At 64.1% G+C, this 23,253-nt stretch carries 16 protein-coding genes; 12 read left to right on the top strand and 4 right to left on the bottom strand.

The features are described 5' to 3' along the window. Positions 1-157: 157 nt before the first annotated feature. From FFI89_RS32695 to rocF, 3 genes are all read left to right on the top strand, one after another. Positions 158-2,671 carry a glycogen/starch/alpha-glucan phosphorylase gene (locus FFI89_RS32695; RefSeq protein WP_138831568.1) on the top strand — a complete coding sequence of 838 codons (2,514 nt, stop codon included), beginning with the start codon at positions 158-160 and terminating at the stop codon, positions 2,669-2,671. Between the two features lie 263 nt (positions 2,672-2,934). After that, positions 2,935-3,753, top strand: coding sequence for an acyl-CoA thioesterase II (locus FFI89_RS32700; RefSeq protein ID WP_138831569.1), 819 nt, complete (start codon positions 2,935-2,937; stop codon positions 3,751-3,753). 48 nt (positions 3,754-3,801) lie between these two features. Then, on the top strand, positions 3,802-4,776 hold the full coding sequence (gene rocF, locus FFI89_RS32705; RefSeq protein ID WP_138831570.1) for an arginase: 975 nt from the start codon (positions 3,802-3,804) through the stop codon (positions 4,774-4,776). A gap of 129 nt (positions 4,777-4,905) precedes the next feature. On the opposite strand, the gene FFI89_RS32710 is transcribed toward rocF, so the two are convergent. From FFI89_RS32710 to FFI89_RS32720, 3 genes are all read right to left on the bottom strand, one after another. Then, positions 4,906-6,519 (bottom strand): phosphoenolpyruvate carboxykinase, encoded by a 1,614-nt coding sequence (locus FFI89_RS32710; protein WP_138831571.1) that lies wholly within the window; start codon positions 6,517-6,519, stop codon positions 4,906-4,908. A 276-nt stretch (positions 6,520-6,795) separates the two neighbouring features. Continuing rightward, on the bottom strand, positions 6,796-9,393 hold the full coding sequence (locus FFI89_RS32715) for a tetratricopeptide repeat protein (RefSeq protein WP_138831572.1): 2,598 nt from the start codon (positions 9,391-9,393) through the stop codon (positions 6,796-6,798). Between the two features lie 101 nt (positions 9,394-9,494). Next, positions 9,495-10,229 (bottom strand): HugZ family protein, encoded by a 735-nt coding sequence (locus tag FFI89_RS32720; protein ID WP_138831573.1) that lies wholly within the window; start codon positions 10,227-10,229, stop codon positions 9,495-9,497. A gap of 217 nt (positions 10,230-10,446) precedes the next feature. Here FFI89_RS32720 and FFI89_RS32725 point away from each other — a divergent pair, with 217 nt between their 5' ends. From FFI89_RS32725 to FFI89_RS32745, 5 genes are all read left to right on the top strand, one after another. Further along, positions 10,447-11,148, top strand: coding sequence for a response regulator transcription factor (locus FFI89_RS32725; RefSeq protein WP_027541437.1), 702 nt, complete (start codon positions 10,447-10,449; stop codon positions 11,146-11,148). 123 nt (positions 11,149-11,271) lie between these two features. Further along, positions 11,272-13,089, top strand: a complete 1,818-nt coding sequence (locus FFI89_RS32730) for a sensor histidine kinase (protein ID WP_138831574.1) — start codon at positions 11,272-11,274, stop codon at positions 13,087-13,089. After that, positions 13,086-13,607, top strand: coding sequence for an HPr kinase/phosphorylase (locus FFI89_RS32735; protein ID WP_138831575.1), 522 nt, complete (start codon positions 13,086-13,088; stop codon positions 13,605-13,607). The genes FFI89_RS32730 and FFI89_RS32735 overlap by 4 nt, the downstream gene beginning before the upstream one ends. A gap of 133 nt (positions 13,608-13,740) precedes the next feature. Then, positions 13,741-14,142 carry a PTS sugar transporter subunit IIA gene (locus FFI89_RS32740; protein ID WP_021076632.1) on the top strand — a complete coding sequence of 134 codons (402 nt, stop codon included), beginning with the start codon at positions 13,741-13,743 and terminating at the stop codon, positions 14,140-14,142. Continuing rightward, positions 14,139-14,465, top strand: coding sequence for an HPr family phosphocarrier protein (locus tag FFI89_RS32745; RefSeq protein WP_138831576.1), 327 nt, complete (start codon positions 14,139-14,141; stop codon positions 14,463-14,465). The genes FFI89_RS32740 and FFI89_RS32745 overlap by 4 nt, the downstream gene beginning before the upstream one ends. A 135-nt stretch (positions 14,466-14,600) precedes the next feature. On the opposite strand, the gene FFI89_RS32750 is transcribed toward FFI89_RS32745, so the two are convergent. After that, positions 14,601-16,199 (bottom strand): glycosyltransferase family 39 protein, encoded by a 1,599-nt coding sequence (locus FFI89_RS32750; RefSeq protein ID WP_138831577.1) that lies wholly within the window; start codon positions 16,197-16,199, stop codon positions 14,601-14,603. A gap of 115 nt (positions 16,200-16,314) precedes the next feature. On the opposite strand from FFI89_RS32750, the gene lepA reads away from it, so the two are divergent. From lepA to FFI89_RS32770, 4 genes are all read left to right on the top strand, one after another. Then, positions 16,315-18,126, top strand: a complete 1,812-nt coding sequence (gene lepA / locus FFI89_RS32755) for a translation elongation factor 4 (protein ID WP_138831578.1) — start codon at positions 16,315-16,317, stop codon at positions 18,124-18,126. Positions 18,127-18,294: 168 nt separating this feature from the next. After that, positions 18,295-19,554, top strand: coding sequence for an MFS transporter (locus tag FFI89_RS32760; RefSeq protein ID WP_138831579.1), 1,260 nt, complete (start codon positions 18,295-18,297; stop codon positions 19,552-19,554). 245 nt (positions 19,555-19,799) lie between these two features. Next, positions 19,800-20,987 carry an acyl-CoA dehydrogenase family protein gene (locus FFI89_RS32765; protein ID WP_138831580.1) on the top strand — a complete coding sequence of 396 codons (1,188 nt, stop codon included), beginning with the start codon at positions 19,800-19,802 and terminating at the stop codon, positions 20,985-20,987. A gap of 172 nt (positions 20,988-21,159) precedes the next feature. Next, positions 21,160-23,127, top strand: coding sequence for a methyl-accepting chemotaxis protein (locus FFI89_RS32770; protein ID WP_138831581.1), 1,968 nt, complete (start codon positions 21,160-21,162; stop codon positions 23,125-23,127). Positions 23,128-23,253: the final 126 nt, after the last annotated feature.

Genomic DNA, 23,253 nt, shown 5'->3' on the forward strand with positions numbered 1-23,253 from the left:
ATCCTATCATCAAACCGATCACGCGGAGGCCACGAAATCGGCCCGGTCCTTGCATAAAAACATACCAGCGCAGTGCACAACAATACCCCCCGGCGGTTTCGGTTGTCGTGCAAGGCGCGTATCGTTTGTGTGAGTCTCAACCGCAGGATTTGAAGCGTTGCAAGAACAGTTCCCAGGGAACCACCCGCTGCCCGGTCAGCCGATCGACGAGCTGGCGCTGGCCGAGATCAAGGGCGCGATCCTCGCCAAGCTCAGGCTGGCGATCGGCAAGGATGCGGGTGCCGCGACCAAGCGCGACTGGTACAAGGCCGCCGCGCTGGCGTTGCGCGACCGCATCGTGCACCGCTGGCTGATGGCCGAAAAGGCGAGCTACGATGCCGGCCGCAAGCGCGTCTATTATCTCTCGCTCGAATTCCTGATCGGCCGCCTGTTCACCGACGCGCTTAACAATATGGGCCTGCTACCGGTGTTCGAGGCCGCGCTCGGCGATCTCGGCGTCGGGCTTGACGACTTGCGCAAATGTGAACCGGACGCGGCGCTCGGCAACGGCGGCCTTGGGCGGCTCGCGGCGTGCTTCATGGAGAGCATGGCGACGCTCGCCATCCCCGCCATCGGCTACGGTATCCGGTACGATTTCGGCCTGTTCCGTCAGATCATTTCGCAGGGCGTGCAGCACGAATATCCGGACGAATGGCTCAGCTTCGGCAACCCCTGGGAATTCCAGCGGGCGGAGGTGGTCTATCACATTCATTTCGGCGGCCATGTCGATCACGTCGACGACCGCGGACGCGACCGCGCCACCTGGCGTCCGACCGAAACCGTGCAGGCCGTCGCCTACGATACCCCGATCGTGGGCTGGCGCGGCCAGCACGTCAACGCGCTGCGGCTATGGTCGGCGCGCGCGCCCGACCCGCTGCGGCTCGATGTCTTCAACAGCGGCGACTATCTCGGCGCCGTCGCCGAGGAAGCGCGCGCGGAATCGATCTGCAAATTCCTGTATCCGAATGACGAAAGCTCGGCCGGCCGCGAGCTGCGGCTGCGGCAGGAATATTTCTTTGTCTCGGCCTCGCTGCAGGACCTGATCAAGCGGCACCTTTCCTCCGACGGCCAATTGCGCAGCCTCGCCTCGAAAGTCGCGGTGCAGCTCAACGATACCCATCCGAGCCTCGCCGTCACCGAACTGATGCGGATCCTGGTCGACCTGCACAACTTCCGCTGGGACGAGGCGTGGAAGATCACGGTCGATACGCTATCCTACACCAATCACACGCTGCTGCCGGAAGCGCTGGAAACCTGGCCGGTCGAATTGTTCGAACGGCTGCTGCCGCGGCATCTCGAAATCATCTACCGCATCAACGCCCAGCACCTGGCGCTGGCCGACCAGCGCTGCCCCGGCGACATCGATTTCCGCGCCTCGGTGTCGCTGATCGACGAGAAGTCCGGCCGCAGGGTGCGGATGGGACAGCTCGCCTTCGTCGGCTCCCACCGCATCAACGGCGTCTCGGCGATGCATTCCGACCTGATGAAGGAGACCGTGTTTCACGATCTCAACCATCTCTATCCCGGCCGCATCACCAACAAGACCAACGGCATCACCTTCCGCCGCTGGCTGATGCTGGCCAACCCGCGCCTGACCGGCCTGTTGCGCGAGGTCTGCGGCGAGGCCGTGCTCGACGATTTCTCGCTGTTCGAACGGCTCGAAGCCCGTGCCAGCGACAACGCGTTCCAGCAGCGGTTTCGCGATGTCAAGCACCAGAACAAACTGGCGCTAGCGCGGCTGATCGGCGAGCGGCTCAGCATCAACGTCGATCCGTCGGCGCTATTCGACGTCCAGATCAAGCGCATCCACGAATACAAGCGGCAACTGCTCAACATCGTCGAGACCATCGCGCTGTACCAGGCGATCAAGGACGAGCCGCAGCGCGACTGGGTGCCGCGCATCAAGATATTCGCCGGCAAGGCCGCGGCGAGCTATCGCACCGCCAAACTGATCATCAAGCTGATCAACGACGTCGCCGAGGTCGTCAACAACGACCCCGTGATCGCCGGGCGGCTGAAGGTCGTGTTCCTCGCCAACTACAATGTCAGCCTCGCCGAAGTGATCATCCCCGCCGCCGACCTGTCCGAGCAGATTTCGACCGCGGGCATGGAGGCGTCCGGCACCGGCAACATGAAATTGTCGCTCAACGGTGCGCTGACGATTGGGACGCTTGACGGCGCCAACATCGAAATCCGCGACCATGTCGGGCCAGAGAACATCACGATCTTCGGCATGGAGGCCGGCGACGTCATGGTCCGGCGCAAACAGGGCCTCGACGCTACCGACGTGATCAGCCGCTCGCCGCGGCTGGAACGCGCGATCCGCGCCATCGAGAGCGGTGTGTTCGCACCCGACGATCCCTCCCGGTTCGCCTCGATCGGCCACATGCTGCGCTACCTCGACCACTACATGGTCTGCGCCGATTTCGATTCCTACTACGAGGCCCAGCGCGGCATCGACACGCGCTGGCGGGTGGCGCCGGCGTGGACCCGCGCCTCGATCCTCAACGTGGCGCGGATGCCCTGGTTTTCCTCCGATCGTACCATCCGCGAATATGCCAAGGATATCTGGAACGTCCCGGTGCGCGCGGCAGCGTCAGGTCTGCTGGAGGCGCGCGAAGCGACGCGCTGAGGACGTCGAAAACCATTACCTCCAGCGTCATTGAATTCCGCAAAGGGGGCGTGATACTGCGCATGGGACAAGGATCGTCATTGCGAGGAGCCAACGGGTCGCGCGAAGGCGCGCCCGATGACAGGCTCCGCGACGACCTGTCCGCCGTAGCTCAACGAGCGAAGGCGGAAGCAATCCACACTTGCTTCGTTAGCTATGGATTGCTTCGCTTCGCTCGCAATGACGAGAAATTTACAATTCCGTTTCGCGAGCCGAAAGAACCCATGCTGACCAAAACCCCTCACCTCTTCGACGACGCCACGCAGGTCAACGCCGGCGACAGTTGCTGGCAGGGCAAGACCAGCCCGGATTACTGGGCGTTTGTCGGGCCGTTCGGCGGCTGCACGGCCGCAACCATCCTGCGCGCGCTGATCGACCATCCGCAGCGCGCCGGCGATCCGTTGTCGTTTACCGTCAATTTCTGTGCGCCAATCGCGGAAGGCGGCTTCGATCTCGACGTTCGCCTGGTCAAGGCCAACCGCTCGTCGCAGCACTGGAGCGTCGAGATGACGCAGGCCGGCGGTGAGGTCGCGACGCTGGCGACCGCTGTGTTCGCCGAGCGCCGGCCGTCCTGGTCACACCAGCAGGAGATATTTCCGGGTGCCGCGCCGTTCGAGCAGGCCCGCACCTATCCGCGCACCAAGATGACCTGGACCCATCAATACGATTTCCGCTTCGTCGAGGGCGAGCCGGATTTCTACGGATCGGCTGCGACCACGCCGCTGAAGGCATTCTCGAAGCAGTGGATCGGCGACCATGTGCCGCGAAAGATCGACATGCTGTCGCTGATGTCGATGTCGGATGCGTTCTTCGGCCGGGTATTTCTCGCCCGCCGGGAATTGATCCCGTTCGGCACGGTCTCGATCACGACCTACTTCCATACCTCGTCGGATGAACTCGCCGCCGAGGACATCCGCCATGTTCTCGCCGTCGCCGACGCCAAGATCTTCCACAGGAGCTATGGCGACCAGAATGGTGAATTGTGGTCGCCGTCGGGGCGCCTGCTCGCCACCACGACCCAGATCGCCTATTTCAAGGCGTAGTGGAATTGTCGAGCGGCGCTTTCGCTCGCACCTTGAAAGTCAGGCCTGATGTCCGAATCCGACGTAGGTAAACCGCGGATCGCCCTGCTCGGCATCCCGATCGAGATCGGCGCCTCGCAGGCCGGCACGCTGATGGGGCCGGCGGCGCTGCGGACCGCGGGCATCGGCCGCATCCTCGACCAGCTCGGATTTCGCGTCGAAGACCATGGCGACATGACAGCACCGGGCATCGCGCCCGCCGAAGCACCGGCGCCGGCCAACGCCAGATATTACGATGAGATCAAGGCCTGGGTCCGCGCGCTCAGTGAGCGCAGCTTTGATCTGGCGCGCTCCGGCGCGGTCCCGATCTTTTTGGGCGGCGATCACTCGCTCTCGATGGGATCGGTGAACGGTGTCGCGCGCCACTGGCAGCAACAGGGCCGGCCGCTGTTCGTGCTGTGGCTCGATGCCCACGCCGATTACAACACGCCGGGAACGACGATCACCGGCAACATGCACGGGATGTCGGCGGCCTTCCTCGCCGGCGAACCCGGCCTCGACAGATTGCTCGGCGGTGGGCCGCGCACTTCGGTCGGCGCCGACCGGATCGAACTGTTCGGCGTCCGCTCGATCGACCCCTTGGAAAAGAAGCTGGTATCTGAGCGCCGCGTCGCCATCGCCGACATGCGCGCGATCGACGAGTTCGGGGTCGGCGTCCTGATCCGCAAGGTGATCGAACGGGTGCGGGCGCAGAACGGCGTGCTGCATGTCAGCTTCGACGTCGACTTTCTCGACCCCGCCATAGCTCCCGGTGTCGGCACCACGGTGCCGGGCGGCGCCACCTACCGCGAGGCGCATCTCATCATGGAACTGCTGCATGATTCCGGACTGGTGCGATCGGTCGATATCGTCGAGCTCAATCCGTTTCTCGACGAACGCGGCCGCACCGCGCGCGTTGCGGTCGAGCTGATCGGCAGCCTGTTCGGATTGCAGATCACCGACCGTCCGACGCCGAGCAACGCCGTTTTTCCGGACAACACCTGACGGCTCAACTGGCCTGCGTCGCACTGCCTGCGAGAAGGCTGGTATTGCCGGGGCGGCGCCGGAACGTTCTGAAACAAAAAAGGGCGGCTCACCGAGCCGCCCTTTTCTCAAATGATGGACGATTGAGCCTTACTCGGCCGCCAGCTTCAGATCCGGCGCGGCGGCGCGGACTTCGGCGTCGACCTGGGCTTCGAACTTGGTAAAGTTCTTCTGGAACATGCCGACCAGCGCACGCGCGGTCTTGTCGAACTCGGCCTTGTCCTTCCAGGTGTTGACCGGATCCAGTATCTCGCTCGGCACGCCCGGCAGCGCGGTCGGCACCTCGAAACCGAAATACTTGTCGGTGCGGAATTCGACATTGCGCAGCGAACCGTCGAGCGCCGCGGTCAGAAGCGCGCGGGTCACCTTGATCGGCATCCGGCTTCCGGTGCCGTATTTGCCGCCGGTCCAGCCGGTGTTGACCAGCCAGCAGTCGACGTTGTGCTTGGCAATCAGCTCACGCAGCATGTTGCCGTAGACCGAGGGGTCGAGCGGCAGGAACGGCGAGCCGAAGCAGGTGGAGAATTCCGGCTGCGGCTCGTTGCCGAGGCCACGCTCGGTGCCCGCGACCTTCGCGGTGTAACCGGACAGGAAGTGATACATCGCCTGCGCCGGCGAAAGCTTGGCGATCGGCGGCAGCACGCCGAAGGCGTCGGCCGCCAGCATCACCACGTTCTTCGGCTGGCCGGCGCGGCCGGTGCGCGAAGCGTTCGGGATGAATTCGAGCGGATAGGCCGAGCGGGTGTTTTCGGTCTTCGAGCCGTCGTCGAAATCCGGCACCCGCGTGTTCTCGTCGAGCACCACGTTCTCGAGCACGGCGCCGAAGCGCTTGCTCGCCGCGAAAATCTCGGGCTCGGCTTCCTGCGACAGCTTGATGCACTTGGCATAGCAGCCGCCTTCGAAGTTGAAGATGCCGTCCGAACCCCAGCCATGTTCGTCGTCGCCGATCAGCGTGCGCTTCGGATCGGCCGAGAGCGTGGTCTTGCCGGTTCCGGAGAGACCGAAGAAGATCGCGCTGTCGCCGTTCGGGCCGACATTGGCCGAGCAATGCATCGGCATCACGCCCTTGGCAGGCAGATAGTAGTTCAGCGTAGTGAACACCGACTTCTTCATCTCGCCGGCATAATAAGACCCGCCGATCAGGACGATCTTGCGGGCGAAATCGATCGCGACAACGTTCTCCGAACGCACGCCGTGGCGTTTGGGATCGGCGCGGAAGCTCGGCAGAGAGATGATCGTCAATTCGGGCACGAAATCCTTCAGCACTGAGGCTTCGGGCCGGATCAACAGCGTGCGGATGAACAGCGAGTGCCAGGCGAGTTCGGTAAAGACCCGCGTCTTGATCTGGAAGGTCGGATCGGCGCCGCCGTAGAGGTCTTGGGCGAACAGCGTCATGCCTTCGGCATGCTTGAGGAAGTCGGCATGGAGCGCGGAGAACTGATCCGGCGTGATCGACTGGTTGCCGGCCCACCACATCTTTTCGGTGGTCGCGTCGCGAACCGTGAACTTGTCCTTCGGGCTGCGGCCCGTGAACTCACCGGTATCGGCACAAAGCGCGCCATCCGCGGAAAGAACCGCCTCGCCCGCCGACAGCGAGAATTGATAGAGCTGCGGCGCACCGAGATTCCAATGCACCGTCTTGAGATTTTTTAAGCCGAATTTGTCGGCACCAAAGGCGCCGTTGCGTAGACCCGTCTCTTGCACGAAGAACCTCCTCGAACCCGCGTATCTCGATCGCGCGAATGCCGCTAAACGCGCTCTGTCGCGGTGACCCCTGAATATAGCCTTCCGGCCTTGGTCCGGCGATCTAATACTTGGCAACGCCGTCGTTGCCAAGCCGATCCAGCAGGATTTGGTTTATTCCAGCCATGGTGTTGATCCGGATCAACTTGGTGCAGCGCATTTCTTTCGTTTGCTTTCGTGGTTGCGCGACCATCCGACGCAATCGGGGTTTTACAGACGATTTGCTGCAACGCACAACTAACGTGCCGCCCCTTCACCGATCAGGGCGAAGGGCGCCCAAAACGCCGGATAGGCGTTACGCGGTACGGAAGTATCGTTGAGATAGGCCAACATCGCCTGGCGCAGGGCCTCGGCGCGGCCGAGTTTCGGATCGGCCTTGAGGCGATCGAAGGTCGATATCGAAAGCCGGGTCGCTGCTTCCGAATTGACCGCCCAATGCGAAACCAACAGCGCCCGCGCGCCGGCATAGAAGAACGCGCGCGCCAGTCCCGACAGCGCCTCGGCACCCGGTCTGTCGCCCGCGATCGTGTTGCAGGCAGACAGCACCACCCAGTCGGCATTGAGTTTCAATTGCGCGACTTCGCTTGCGGTGAGCAGACCATCGTCGAATTCCGACGGCACTTTGGGAATGCTGAGCACCAGCGACGGTTCGGCGACGCCATTCACGTCACCCGCAACCAGGCCGTGGGTTGCGAAATAGACGATGCCATAGTCGGCCAAGGCCGCGCGCTTGACCGTGGTTTCGCTGGCGTCTTCGCCGAGATGAATATCGGATGCGGCGACGCCGAGGTCTTTGGCGACGGCGTTGAGTTCGTCGGCCGTATCCGGCAGTTGCGGCAGCGCGGCGGCGAGCCGCGCGCGATCGACGCCGGCGCCCTGCCAGAAATCAGTATAGGCGCCGGTCGCCAAATTCCGGGCCGCTGACTTGGTGGAGCGCTGGCCGTCGGAAGGCTTCAAGCCGGGATTGAACAGCGGATCGCCAAAGCCCGTCATCGGCTTGGTGCTCTCCTGCTTGCGCGCAAACACGCGTAGCGTTTTCAGGCTTGCGGCCGATGGCAGCACCGACACGACCTGGCGTTTCAGGAGCCAGGCCGCCTGCCGATAGCCATCGAACGTGTCGGGGATCGCGGCCGCCGGCGTCTCGGTCACCAGCAGATGGAACGGCAGCGCCGTCAACGCACCTGACGGCACGACCAGAAGCGACGTCTTGTCCTTCACCAGCGTTTCGACCGGCGCCAGCAGCGTTCCGTATAATTCATGGGCAAGCGCCAGATCGAACAGCCCCGACTTGCCGGACGCATCGCTCGCCTTGCCGACGTCCAGGCCGCGGCGGAACGCCGCAATCTTCTGCGACAGGGCTTCGGCGCCTGATGGAATCGACCGCCAGTCGACCCGATCGCGCGTGATCGCGAACACATAGCTTTCCTTGTCCGCGACGGCGAACAGCACCAGCGCTTCATTGTCGGACAACAGCGCCTGCATCTCCCTCGCCTTCAGCGGCAGCGGATTCGACAGCGCGGCGTAATCGGGAAATTCGACGGCAAAGGTTTTTTGCAGGCTCGCGCGCTCGGCGGTAATGGCCGCGAGCCGGTCGCGGCTTTTCTGTTCCAAAGCGGCGTCGCGTTTGGCGCGCTCCTTGGAGACGGCCGCGACGATCGCCTTGTCCAGCGTCTCGGCCTCATTGGCGAGATCCTGATCGCGGCGTACCAGTTGCGCGAGCCGGTCGGTCCCGGCGGCCAGTCGCACCGCAAGCTTGTTGACGGCCGACGCGGCGGAGGACTGGGTGCCGGCCTGAACCGCGTTGAGGGCATCGTCGAGCGCCTGTTCGGCCGGCATGATCTGCTGCCGTTGCGCGGCAAGCAGCACCGGAAGCGCGACGCGCAACTGCGCGCGGCCACTGGCGAGCGTCTTCTCGGTCAGCGGCAAGGCGTCCGCGGTGCGCGCCAGCGTCTGATACAGCGAGGCCAGATTGTTCAGCGATAGCGCGGCATCGGGATGGTTGGCGCCGAGCGCCGCTTCGCGGATGGCAGCCGCCCGCTGGTAGAGCGGCAAGGCGTCGGTATAACGGCCCTGCCGTTCGTAGAGATCCGCCATGTTGTTCAGCGAGCGCGCGACATCGGGATGATCGCGGCCGAGCACTTTCTCGCGGATCGCCAGCGACCGCCGGATCAGCGGTTCGGCCTCGGCATAGCGGCCCTGGACCTTGTCGACCTGGCCCAGATTGTTCAGCAGCGTCGCGACCGCTGGATGTTCCGGACCCGCCGCCTTTTCGTAGATCGCCAGTGCGCGCTTGAATAACGGTTCGGAGTCGCCGTGACGGCCCAGCTTTTCGTACAGCGTCGCCAGATTGTTGAGGGACTGCCCCAGATCAGGATGACCGTTGCCGAGCGACTTCTCTCGGATCGCCAGCGCACGTTTGAACAGCGGCTCGGCATCGGCATAGCGTTCCTGCCGCTGATACAGCGCCGCCAGATTGTTCAATGCGGATGCGATCTCGGGCGAATCTAACCCCGCCGTCTTCTCGAGGATCGCGATCGATCGCCTGAACAGCGGCTCCGCCTCGCCATCCCTGCCCTGACTGCCGTAGACCTGCGCCAGGTTGTTCAGCGCCGCCCCGACGTCGCGGTGGGCGGGGCCGTATTTCTTCTCGAGGCTTTCCACCTGTCCCTGCGCCAGCGCCACGGCTTCGGCAAATTTTCCGGCGCGGCTGAACTCGTTGATCCTGGCGCTGAGTGCTGCGGTATCGCCCTTCTGCGCCGACGACGGCGCGTTGAGCCAGGTGCTCGCCAACAGCGCGAGACACGACGAAAATACCCATCGGTTGCGAGACTTCATGATCCGGACTTGGCTGGGCCAAACTGACGCGGGCTTGGATTAAGTCGCGCAAATGGCCGCGCCCGTTCAATTCCGGTCCGGCGAACCGCGAAGTTCTCGCATCAGCCCTTTGCCCGCGCCTCTCCGGCGAGCCGCACCAGCATCTTGCGCAAGGCTGTGCCGCTGGTGACCCGCTCCGGGAAATCCAGCCGCAGCGTCGTCGTGCCGGCCTGCATGTCCATGCCGTCAGGGTCGCAGCCGGTGCAGGTCCAGTCGGCACTCTCGGCGCCGAGCAGCCTGGTGGCATAGAGGTTCATCGCCTCGCGGTGATCCTCGTTCATATGTTCGACGGCGCCCTGCTCGGCCTCCAGCAACTCGCCGGCATCGCCGATATCGGTGAGGAACTGCGCCGGCGTGAGGTCGATAATGCGGCCGAAGCCGGCGACCAGATGGGCGGCGGACGGCACGATCCGGAAGAATGAGAAATCCTTGAAATCGACAAAGGCTTCCGCGGACGGATGGGCGTTGAGGTAGCGCCGGCGCAGAGTTCCGGCCGCTTCGCCCACAGTCTCCTCGGCCCGGCCCGCCAGCATGATCCGCGCGCCCTCCAGCGGATCGCCCGCGGCGCGCTCATCCAGCATCAGCGACACCCTGTTGTCGGCGAGGATGTTCTTCGTATGCAGCGCCAGCCGTGAGATTAGCAGGATCGGCGAGGCGTCGGCATCGCTCGCAATATTGACCAGTGAGCAATAGGGATCGCCGCTCCCGGCCATCAAAGTTGCGAGCGCGCCCTGCCGACTTCGCCGCAGCAACGAGCGGGCCAGGCTGGAGGCATTGAAATCGGGGGTCGGTTGCATGGTTCCATCCAGCCATCTTATTGCAAAAAGGGCCTTTTCCCGGCCAGTGAGGGTGCTATATGGGGGGCTACGTATCGTCCGTGGAAGCGTTTTTGCGGAACTCGGTCACACTTCAGCCCAGCTTGCATTGCTCGTTGACCGTATACGAAGCCCATTTATGCGGCGCATGGCTGGATTGCCCGCCGTTTAAGCCACTGTCTCTTTCGAAAGCAGGCTCATGCCCACAATCGCCCTGGTCGATGACGACCGCAACATTCTGACTTCCGTCTCGATCGCGCTCGAAGCCGAAGGCTATCGCATCATGACCTACACGGATGGTGCATCGGCGCTCGACGGCTTCCGCACCTCGCCGCCGGATCTGGCGATCCTGGATATCAAGATGCCCCGCATGGACGGTATGGAAACGCTGCGGCGGCTGCGGCAGAAATCCGATCTGCCGGTAATCTTCCTGACCTCCAAGGATGAAGAGATCGACGAATTGTTCGGCCTCAAGATGGGCGCCGACGATTTCATCCGCAAGCCGTTCTCGCAGCGCCTGCTGGTCGAACGCGTCAAGGCCGTGCTGCGCCGCGGCCAGCCAAAGGATCCGACCGCCGTGCCGAAGGAGCCGGATGCACGCGCCCTGGACCGCGGCCTGCTGCGGATGGATCCGGAGCGTCACACCTGCACCTGGAAGAACGAGCCGGTGACGCTGACGGTGACGGAATTTTTGATCCTGCAGGCGCTGGCGACGCGCCCCGGTGTGGTGAAAAGCCGCAACGCGCTGATGGACGCGGCCTATGACGATCAGGTCTATGTCGACGACCGCACCATCGACAGCCACATCAAGCGGCTGCGCAAGAAGTTCAAGGTGGTCGACGACGATTTCGAGATGATCGAGACGCTGTACGGTGTCGGCTATCGCTTCAAGGAAGCCTGATCCGCATTTTTTGGCGAGGTTTGTTGACTGACGCCGCCGCAGCGCTCGGATAGGATGCCCGGGCAGGATACGCGAGCGGCGCGCATCGCGGACGTAAGTCGAGACAACGGGCAGTTTTGGCCATTGCTAGATCGAACGCAGCCTGATCAAGGCCTGAACGACGAGGACGCTTCGGAGCGCCTCGATCAGGATCTTGTTGCCGACCACACCTCGGCCGACAAGGGCTGGCGGCGGCCGCTGGGCTGGCTGCGGCGCGCCGGGCAGTTCTTCTTCGCGCTGTCGTTCTCGAGCCTCACCCGGCGCATCGTCTCGCTGAATCTCGCTGGCCTCGTCGCGCTGGTCGCCAGCATTCTCTATCTGTCGCAATTCCGCGCTGGCCTGATCGACGCGCGCGCGCAGAGCCTGTTGGTGCAGGCCGAGATCATTGCCGGCGCCATCGCGGCGTCCGCCACCGTCGAAACCAATACCATCACCATCGACCCCGACCGGTTGCTCGACCTCAAGCCCGGCGAAAGCTACGGCGTGCCGGACGAGTATTCCGGGCTCGATTTCCCGATCAATCCGGAGCGGGTCGCTCCGGTGCTGCGGCGGCTGATTTCGCCGACCAAGACCCGCGCCCGCATCTATGGCGGCGACGGCGGCATGATTCTCGACAGCCGTAATCTCTACGGCCGCGGCGACGTGCTGCGTTTCGAATTGCCGCCGCCGACGCTGGAGAAGCCGGGCATCGTCGAACGCGCCATGATCGCGATCCGCACCTGGCTCAATCGCGGCGACCTGCCGCTGTACCGCGAACTCGGACCCGAGAACGGCAAGGGTTACCACGAAGTCGTGCAGGCGCTCGACGGCATCAAGACCAGCATGGTGCGCGTCAACGACCGCGGTGAGGTGATCGTCTCGGTCGCGGTGCCGGTGCAGCGGTTCCGCGCCGTCCATGGCGCGCTGATGCTGTCGACGCAGGGTGACGACATCGACCAGATGGTGACCGCCGAGCGGCTCGCGATCCTGAAAGTCGGCGGCGTCGCTTCCGCCGTCATGATCGTGCTGTCGTTGCTGCTCGCAAGCACGATCGCAGGCCCGGTGCGGCGGCTGGCCGACGGCGCCGAGCGCGTCCGCCGCCGCATCCAGACCCGCGTCGAGATTCCCGATTTCACGCGCCGCCGCGACGAGATCGGCCATCTCTCCGGCGCGCTGCGCGACATGACCAACGCGCTCTATAGCCGGATCGAGGCGATCGAGATGTTCGCCGCCGACGTCGCCCACGAACTGAAGAACCCGCTGACCTCACTGCGGTCGGCGGTCGAGACGCTGCCTTTGGCGCGCAACGAAACCAGCCGCGCGCGGCTGCTCGAGGTGATCGAGCATGACGTCAAACGGCTCGACCGCCTGATCTCGGATATTTCCGACGCCAGCCGCCTCGATGCCGAACTGCAGCGGCAGGACATGGCGCCGGTCGATCTGCGCCGCCTGCTGACGACGCTGACCACGGTCGCCAACGAAACCCGGCTCGGACACGACGTCGGCGTCGAGGTTCGCTTCGAAGGCCGCGGCCCGACCGACAAGTTCTCGGTGCCCGGCCACGATTCGCGGCTCGGACAGGTGATTTCCAACCTGCTGTCCAACGCGCAATCCTTCTCCATCCCCGGCGGCAAGGTGCGCATCGTTTGCCGCCGCGTGCGGTCGGAAATCGAAATCACGATCGACGACGACGGGCCGGGCATCGGCGAGGATGCGCTGGAGCGCATCTTCGAGCGCTTCTACACCGACCGGCCGCATCAGGGCTTTGGCCAGAACTCCGGCCTGGGGCTGTCGATTTCCAAGCAGATCATCGAAGCGCATGGCGGGCGGATCTGGGCCGAGAACCGCTCTGGCCCGGCCGATGCCGACGGCCAGCCGACGGTCGCGGGCGCGCACTTCGTGGTCCGGCTGCCGGCGCCATGACGGCGAGCCCCAGCATCCACGCCTCCGCTGTGCTGGTCGGCCAGCATGCCGTGCTGATCCGCGGGCCCTCGGGCGCCGGCAAGTCGCGGCTGGCGTTCGACCTGATCCTGGCCGGGCGCGCGGGACAGCTCCCGGCGGCCGTTTTGGTCGGCGACGACCGTGTCCATCTAGACACAGTGGCGGGACAATTGTGGGTTCGCCCGGCCCCGGAACTGGCCGGCCTGATCGAGGTCAGGGGGCTCGGAATCCGGCGTTGCGAGTTCGCCGGCGAGGCTGTCGTCGGCCTTGTGGTGGATCTGGCGGCCGAGGACGCCGAGCGGCTGCCACCGCCCGAAACGCTCTGTACGCGCCTTAATGGTGTTTTGATACCGCGAATCCCCGTCCCGACGGGCTATCTACCCCTCCCGCTGGTTGTCGCCGCGCTGACGACAACTGAGAGTTCATCTTCTGGTAACCATTCGGCCGATTGCTTGAAGGGGTTTGGTAACCATATAAGTCCCACTATCGCGACCGAATAAGACCGGCGCAGGCTCCCATCACTACCACCAAAATCCGGGAGAATAGCCAAGATGCCCTCTTGCGCGGGGCCTCTGGATGGTCAAAGTGGCGCGTTCGTGCGGTGCACCAAAAAGCGCCCACGAGGAGTTTCCGATGATTGGTCTAGTGCTTGTGACCCATGGGCGCCTTGCCGACGAGTTCAGGGCGGCGCTCGAACATGTCATGGGTCCGCAAAAGCAAATTGAAGCCATCACGATTGGAGCCGAGGACGACTCCGATTTGTGTCGAAGCGACATCATCGAAGCGGTGAACCGCGTCGACAGTGGTGACGGCGTAGCTATCCTTACCGACATGTTCGGCGGCACGCCCTCCAACCTTGCAATCTCCTGCATGAGCCGCCCGAAGGTGGAAGTGCTCGCAGGCATCAATCTTCCCATGCTGGTCAAGCTCGCCAAGGTGCGCGAGGAGCGTTCGCTTCCCGACGCCATCGCCATGGCCCAGGAAGCCGGCCGCAAATACGTCACCATCGCCAGCCGCGTGCTCGCCGGAAAATGAGCGACCAGGCCGAGCCCGAAAAGGAAATCGGGCCGAGCGTGCCGGCCGGCGCGATCTCGCGCGAACTTCTCATCATCAACAAACGCGGCCTGCACGCCCGGGCTTCGGCAAAATTCGTCCAGATGGTCGAACGCTTCAATGCCGAGGTGTTTGTGACGCGCGGCAACGAGACCGTCGGCGGCACCTCGATCATGGGGTTGATGATGCTGGCGGCGGGACCCGGCACCACCGTGACGGTCGCCGCGGTCGGCCCCGAGGCCGAGCCCGCGGTCGATGCGCTCGCCGCGCTGATCGCCGACAAGTTCAACGAAGAAGGCACGTGAGGCGCGCGTAGCGATTAAACCCTCATGGTGAGGAGGCGCTCCGCGCCGTCTCGAACCACGAGGCCCCGCTGGTGCCATTGATCCTTCGAGACGCCGCTAGGCGGCTCTCAGGATGAGGTCTGACACCCAACGACGCTATTTGGCCGGCGGCATCACGACGACGTTCCACACCGTCGCCGCACCGGGGATACCGAGCGTAAACCGGCGGGTGGTGATCACCATGCGCTCGCCATTGGCGGCATGGAGCTTCATCCAGGCCTCGCACTTTTCCAGCTTCCAGTCGCCGGTTTCGCAGACACCGATGAAGCCGGAACGCTTGGCTTCCTCGAGCGAGGTCAGGCCGGATGACCACGGCTCGTCCGGCGTCAGCGGCGCCGGATGATCGGGGCTGTAGAAGGTGATGGGCTCGCCGGTATCAGTATAGGCCGCGACCACCGGCCAGCGCGAATGGAACCGGGTTTGCCACACGTCGGTCAATTCGCGCGCCAGTTCGGAACGCGCGCGATACGTGGCACCTTCATTGCGCTTCTGATCCAGCTCATAGGCGACGATCTTCGGCGAAGCCACCAGCACACCGAGCGAAATGATCAGCCAGGTCGCCAGAAGGTTCGACAGCGCGATCTGCCGCACCCGCACCCAGGGTATCGCGACCAGCGCCAGCGGCACCAGGAAGAACAGCGGGATGCCCCAGTCGGTTTTGATGTAGGTTTCGAAGATCACCGCGCCGATCGGCGGCCCGAACGCAACGATTGCCTGCACGATCCACACGTTGAGGGCCTGCGGCATATTCACGCCCGGGTTCGGACCACGCGACCAGAAAGAAAACAGCCTCCAGCGTCTCGGCGGCCACGCCAGCGCGATCGCCGCCAGAAGCGCCGGTACCGCCGCCAGCCCGAAATTATGACCGAGGTATCCGATCGCGAGATCGATCAACTGCGCACGATCGGACTGATGATAGCTGTCACCGGCATAGGTGAGCGCGATGAAATTCACCTGCTTCAGCCACAGGAAGTGCGGGAACATCGCCACCGCAAGCGTGGCGATCGCGACCCACGGTGCCGGCGAGCGCAGGAACTGCAGACGTGCAGGATGAATCAGCGCGGCAAGACCGATGGCGCCGATCATGGTCAGCACCCAGTATTTGGTCATCAGCGCCAGTGCGCCGGCCAGCCCAAGCCAGACGCCGGATTTCACGCTGCGTTTTTCAAACGCGTCCAGATAGGCCAGCATCAACAGCGGCAGCGTCACGAGCTGCAGGATATCCGGATTGTATTTGAAGCCCTTGAAATTGAAGATCGGATAAAGCGCGAGCATCACCACGACCAGGAAGGCGCGGCGGCGATCGACCACGCGCAGCGCCAGCAGCCAGCAGATCACGAGCCCGCAACCCAGCGTCGCCATCGCCAGCGCATAGGTCGCCCAGTCCTTGACCGGAAAGATCATGAACCAGACGCCGGCGACCCAGCCCGACAGCGGTGGATGCTTGCCATAGCCGAGCAGGAACTTCTGGCCCCAGGCATAGGCTTCCGCGACGTCCATATGGACGTCCTGGCCGGTCTTCAGGTTGACCAGAATCAGGGTCCACAGCACCGCGTGGACCGTGGCAAAGCCGATCACCAGCCACAGGCCGGCCTTGGGGTCGCTGGCGCGCGAGGCCAGCCATGCCCCAAGCCGCCGAAGGGCGGGAACGCGCTTGCCGCTGGAGGTCGCGGGCAAAATGGATGATGTCGACATACTTCCGTGCGTAGCGCGTTTTTCGTTGCTATGGAATCAACCAGGCGTGAAGAAAGCCCCTTAAAATACAGCAATATGGTTGCCGCACGGGGATGTGAATGCTATCCCGCGCCCCATGACAGCCGTCCCCATTTCCAACATCCGCAACTTCTCCATCGTCGCCCATATCGACCATGGCAAGTCGACGCTGGCCGACCGCCTGATCCAGATGACGGGCGGGCTGACCGATCGCGAAATGGCGGGCAAGGAACAAGTGCTCGATTCCATGGATATCGAGCGCGAGCGCGGCATCACCATCAAGGCGCAGACCGTCCGGCTGAGCTATCACGCCAAGGACGGCAAGGATTACATCTTCAACCTGATGGACACGCCGGGCCATGTCGACTTCGCTTACGAAGTCTCGCGCTCGCTGGCGGCCTGCGAGGGATCGCTGCTGGTGGTCGACGCCAGCCAGGGCGTCGAAGCGCAGACGCTCGCCAATGTCTATCACGCGCTCGACGCCGGTCACGAGATCGTGCCGATCCTCAACAAGGTCGATCTCCCGGCAGCCGAGCCCGAACAGGTCAGGAAGCAGATCGAGGACGTGATCGGCATCGACGCCTCCGACGCCGTGATGATCTCGGCCAAAACCGGCCTCGGCGTTCCCGACGTGCTGGAAGCCATCGTCACCCGCCTGCCGCCGCCGAAGGGCGACCGCGAAGCGACCTTGAAGGCGCTGCTGGTGGATAGCTGGTACGACGTCTATCTCGGCGTCGTCGTGCTCGTTCGTGTGGTCGACGGCGTGATGAAGAAGAATAGCCGCATCCGCATGATGGGCACCAACGCCGCCTATGACGTCGAGCGCGTCGGCTTCTTCACGCCGAAGATGACGCAGGTCGACGAACTCGGCCCCGGTGAAATCGGCTTCATCACCGCAGCGATCAAGGAAGTCGCCGACACCCGCGTCGGCGACACCATCACCGACGACCGCAAACCGATCACCGAGATGCTGCCGGGCTTCAAACCGGCCATTCCTGTCGTGTTCTGCGGCCTGTTTCCGGTCGACGCCGACGACTTCGAGACGCTGCGCGCGGCGATGGGCAAGTTGCGGCTCAACGACGCCAGCTTCTCGTTCGAAATGGAAACCTCGGCAGCGCTGGGCTTCGGCTTCCGCTGCGGCTTCCTCGGCCTATTGCATCTGGAAATCATCCAGGAGCGGCTGAGCCGCGAATTCGACCTCAACCTGATCGCGACCGCGCCGAGCGTGATCTACAAGATGCATCTGACCGACGGGCAGGAGATCGAGATCCACAATCCCGTCGACATGCCCGACGTGGTCAAGATCGCCGAGATCCAGGAGCCGTGGATCGAAGCCACGATCCTCACCCCCGACGAATATCTCGGCAGCGTGCTGAAGCTGTGCCAGGACCGCCGCGGCTCGCAGAAGGAGCTGACCTATGTCGGCTCCCGCGCGATGGTGAAATACGACCTGCCGCTCAACGAAGTGGTGTTCGATTTCTACGATCGGCTGAAGTCGGTCTCGAAGGGCTACGCCTCGTTCGACTATCACCTGACCGACTACAAGGCAGCGGACCTTGTGAAGATGCAGATCCTCGTCAACAACGAGCCGGTCGATGCGCTGTCGATGCTGGTGCACCGGACCCGCGCCGAAGGCCGCGGCCGCGCCATGGTCGAGCGGATGAAGGAACTGATCCCGCCGCACATGTTCCAGATCCCGATCCAGGCCGCGATCGGCGGCAAGGTGATTGCGCGCGAAACCGTCCGCGCGCTGCGCAAGGACGTCACCGCGAAATGCTATGGCGGCGACATCACCCGCAAGCGCAAACTTCTGGAGAAGCAGAAGGAAGGCAAGAAGAAGATGCGGCAGTTCGGCAAGGTCGACATCCCGCAGGAAGCGTTCATTGCCGCGCTGAAGGTGGATAGCTGAGGTATCGCGTCATTCCGGGGACGTCCGAAGGACGAACCCGGAATCTCGAGTTTCCGGGTTCGCGCTTTGCGCGCCCCGTAATGACAGCCATCACTCGTCTTGCTCGACGGCCGCAGATAGGCCACCATCTACCCCGCTCAGATAATTAAAAAACAGCGGGGGAAGCGCATGAGCAAATCCCAGGGGCTCAATCAGGGATTCAAGCGGGAATTCAACTACGGCTGGGTCGTGGTCGGCGCGGGCGCCATGATGACCTGCGTCGGCTTTGGCGCGATGCTGTCGCTGGCGGTATTCCTGCAGCCGATTTCGACCGCGATGGGCTGGTCGCGCAGCGGCGTCTCCGCGGCGGCGACGATCGACTTCCTCTGCATGGGGCTCGCTGCGTTTTTCTGGGGCGCGCTGTCCGACCGGTTCGGCACCCGCATCGTCGTGCTCGCCGGCAGCCTGCTGCTCGGGACCGGCCTGGTCGCGGCGAGCCAGGCCAATACACTTTGGCAATTCCAGCTTGCGTTCGGCGTCCTGATCGGGATCGCGGCCGGCAGCTTCTATGCGCCGATGGTCGCGGTGGCGAGCGCCTGGATCGAGCAGCACCGCAGCCTCGCGGTCGCACTGGTATCCGCCGGCATGGGGGTGGCGCCGCTGACGATCGCGCCTTCCGCAAGCTACCTGATCACCGCCTATGACTGGCGCACGGCGATGCTGGTGATCGGCATCGCGGCGTGGGCGCTGTTGATTCCGGCCGCCCTACTGGTGCGGCCGGCGCCGCCGGCCGCATCGTCCGCCACCGCAGGCGGGGCCAGTATGCCGGAGACTCAATGGACGGTGGCGCAGGCGTTGCGGACTCCGCAATTCATCACGCTGGCGCTGGCCCATTTCGCCTGCTGCGCGGCGCATTCCGGGCCGATCTTCCATATGGTGAGTTACGCCATGATCTGCGGCATCGCGCCGTTGACCGCGGTCACGGTCTACAGCCTGGCCGGGTTCTCCGGCCTTGGCGGCCGCCTGCTGCTCGGCGCGATGGCCGATCGCCTCGGCGCCAAGCCGGTGCTGGTCGGCGGCCTGTTCGTGCAGGCGCTTTCGGTCGCGACCTATCTCGCGGTCGGCCAGCTCGGCGAGTTCTATGCGCTGTCGGTAGTGTTCGGCATCGCCTATGGCGGCGTGATGCCGCTCTATGCGGTACTGGTGCGCGAATATTTCGGCGCCCGCATCATGGGGTCCGTATTCGGCGCCGTGTCGGCGTTCGCCAGCCTCGGCATGGCACTGGGACCGCTGGCCGGCGGATGGGTGTTCGACACCTTCCAGAGCTATGGCTGGCTCTATGTCGGCTCGTTCGGCATCGGCATGGCCGCGGTCGCGGTGGCGCTGAGCTTTCCGTCGGCGAAGCGGCCAACGCAACCTGCGCTCGATCTCGGGTCCGCAACGGCATGATGCGAATGCAGCAGACGCCCTCCCCGGCTTGATCGCGCGCGGCGGTTGGGTCACCATCACATCAGCGCCAAGAATAAAAGACTGCGAGGAAGCGCATGAACAGACATACCAGTGCCGCCGATTTGAAGTTCCTGCAGCGGCTGCCGCGAGTTCATCTCAGGAACTTCAAATCGATTAGCGGCACTAGAAAGATCAAATTTCTAGTGCCCTTATTATTTCCGAAGTTCGTATAAGAGGTCGCCGCAATGAATTACGAACTTCGGAAACAGGGCACTTGCATCGATCTGGTCGAACGCGCACGAGCGCTGCAGCCCTTGATCGCAGGCGACGCCGACGAGATCGAGCGAACGCGGCGGCTGACACCGGCTGTAACCTCGGCCCTGATCGAGAACGGACTTTATCGCTCGCTGCTGCCGCAAAGCCTCGGCGGCAGTGAGGCGCCGCTCGAAACCTTCATGCAGATGGAGGAAGAAATCGCCAAGGCCGATGCCTCGACCGCGTGGTGCCTCGGCCAATGCAGCGTCTGCGCCATGACCGCGGCCTATCTCGATCCCGATGCCGCCAACGAGGTTTTCAACACCGCGCCCGGCATCCTCGCCTGGGGCGCGATCGCGCATGAAGTGCAGGCGGTTCCGGGCGGCTACAAGGCCAGCGCGCGCTGGGACTTTGCCTCCGGCTCGCGGCAGGCGAGCTGGTTGGGCGCCCATGTCCGGGTCGTCGAGGCCGACGGCACTCAGCGGCGCAAGAAAGACGGCTCGCCGGAGATCCGCACCATCCTGTTTCCGATGGCGAGTGCCACGATGTACGACGTCTGGGACGTCATCGGCCTCAAGGGAACCGGCACCGATTCCTATTCGGTCGACAATCTCTTCATCCCGGAAAAATTCGCGGCGCTGCGCGACGACCCTACAGCGCTGCGGGAAAACGGCCCGCTGTACAAACTCACCACCAACATGGTGTTCAGCATGGGGTTCGGCGCGACCTCGCTCGGCGTCGCCCGCGCCACGCTGGACGCCGCCACGGATCTGGCCCGCGGCAAGACGCCGCAAGGCCTCAAGGCGATGCGCGACAACAACGCCGTGCAGGGCCTGATCGGCCGCACCGAGGCGACGTTGCGCGCCGCGCGCGCCTATCTCTACAGCACCGCGGGCGAAGTCTGGCGCGATCTGTCGCGTGGCGACCCGCTCAGCGAACAGCATCGGATCGCGCTTCGCATCGCCGCGACCTGGACCATTCATCAGTCGGCCGCCGTGGTCGACACCGCCTATCATATGGCCGGCGCCACCGCCGTATTCGCCGCCAACAGGTTCGAGCGGCGCTTTCGCGACATGCACGCCATCGCCCAGCAGATCCAGGCGCGCGACACCCATTACGAGGATGCCGGCAAGGCGATCCTTTCCGCCAGCCTCGGCACCCCGCCAACGGCGCGCTAGAGCTCTTTTGTTTGACGCGTTTTCTTTACGCGAACCGGTGTCCACTTCGCTCGAAAACGCTATGCTCCAACATGACACACCGTACTTTTACGTACCGGCGATCTACCCCTGTTGTTAAACAGTTTATGAAATCTCTGGACGGAATCCTGCCTCGCGGAGCTTCCGTCTCTTCATGTTCAAAATTCGATCGATCGCCGCCCGCCTGATCCTCGCCATCTCGCTGACGGTCGCCCTCGCCTGCGCCATTCTCGGAACCTTCTCGATCATGCAGCAGCGCGCGTTGACGCGGCTGGCGCTCGATCAGCAGCTCAAGCTGCAATATGACAGCGTCATTGCGGCCGTCGACTACGAAGGCCGCGCCGCGCTCGCGGTAAGTGCGGTGGTCGCCGCGCTGCCTCCGGTCAGCGAGGCCATCACCAGGGGTAGTCGCGATGAGCTGGCGGCCCTGCTCGGCGACGCCAACAAGGCATTGAAGGCGCAAGGTATCCCGCTGATTACCTTCCAGGTGCCTCCGGCGACTTCGTTTTACCGTGTTCACGAACCCAAGATTTTCGGTGACGATGTATCCGGCCGCCGGAGCACGGTTGTCGAAGCTATCAAGACTGGCAAGCCGATCGTCGGCGTCGAGCCCGGGCGAGAGGCGCTCGGCATTTTCGGCATGACTCCGATCATTCGCGACGGCAAAAGCCTGGCGAACGTCGACGTCGGCGCAGCCTTCGGCAAGGAATTCGTGGATCGTGCCAAAAAGCGCTTCGGCATCGACCTTGCGGTGCATTCGTTCGACGGCACCGCGTTCAAGAAGTTGTCCTCGACCTTTGGCGAGACCGTGATTGCCACCCAGGACGAACTCAAGGGTGTGATGGATGGCGGGGCATTGCGCCGCGAAGCGACGCTCGACGGTCATCCGGCCGCCCTCTTTCTCGGGCAGATCAGGAACTATGCCGGCCAGCCGGTCGCGGTCATCGAGATCATCAAGGATACGACCGAGTACGACGCCGCGGCCGCGACCTCACAACGCAACCTGGTTCTCGGCACCGTTGCGATCCTGGCGGTGGCCATCGTGCTGGCGTTCCTGCTCGGCCGCGGGCTGTCACGGCCGCTCGCCGCCATCACCGCCGTCATGAACCGGCTTTCGAGCGGCGAAATCGACGTCACGATCCCCGGCAGCGAACGCCGCGACGAACTCGGCACCATGGCGGCGGCGGTCGACGTGTTCCGCCGCAGCATGATCGAGGCGCGTGGCATGCGCGACGCGCAGGAAGCCTCCAAGCAGCAGAGCGAACTCGAGAAGAAGGCCCTGCAGCGCCAGATGGCCGATCGCTTCGAGGCCGACGTCAAGAGCGTCGTCGCCACCGTCGCCAAGGCGACGTCGGACATGCAGCGCGTGGCCGGCGAAATCACCGCCAGCGTGAACGGCACCTCGGAACAGGCCGCCGCCGCGGCTGCGGCCTCTGAGGAGGCCTCCGCCAGCGTCAGCACGGTGGCTGCCGCCACCGAGGAACTGGCCTCCTCCGTCGCCGAGATCGGCCGCCAGGTCACCCATTCAAGCCAGGTCGCCGATAACGCCGTGGTCAAGGCCGGGCAAACCACCGAAATGGTCGGCAGCCTCGCCTCCGCGGCCGAAAAAATCGGCGACGTGCTACGGCTGATCGGCGCGATCGCAAGCCAGACCAACCTGCTGGCGCTCAACGCGACCATCGAGGCCGCACGCGCCGGCGAGGCCGGCAGAGGCTTTGCCGTCGTCGCCTCCGAGGTCAAGGAACTCGCCAGCCAGACCGCGAAGGCGACCGACGAGATCGCCGGACAGGTCGCCGCCATCCAGTCCGCGACCGGCGAATGCGTGACCGCGATCGGCGGCATCAGCGACACCATTCGCGAGATCAACGGCATCGCCACCACGATCGCCGCCGCTGTCGAACAGCAGGAATCAGCGACGCGGGAGATTGCCCGCAGCGTGCAACAGGCGGCCACCGGCACCAGCGAAGTCTCGGTCAACGTGACCGGCGCCAGCCAGTCCGCCGACCGCTCGCGCGCGCTCGCCGACAACGTGCTGGCCGCCACCGGCCAACTCGGCCGTCAGGCCGACGCGCTGCACGAAAGCGTCGATACCTTCCTGGCCGGCCTACGCGACGCCGCATAGGCTCCGGTCGCGGCGCGCTTCCGGTTGTGCCGCGAAACGCCGGAGACAGATTTCGCGAGATCGAATTGCGCACTGTCATTCCGGGGCGATGCGAAGCATCGAGCCCGGAATCTCGAGATTCCGGGT

This window comes from Bradyrhizobium sp. KBS0727 (assembly GCF_005937885.2).
Classification (GTDB): domain Bacteria; phylum Pseudomonadota; class Alphaproteobacteria; order Rhizobiales; family Xanthobacteraceae; genus Bradyrhizobium.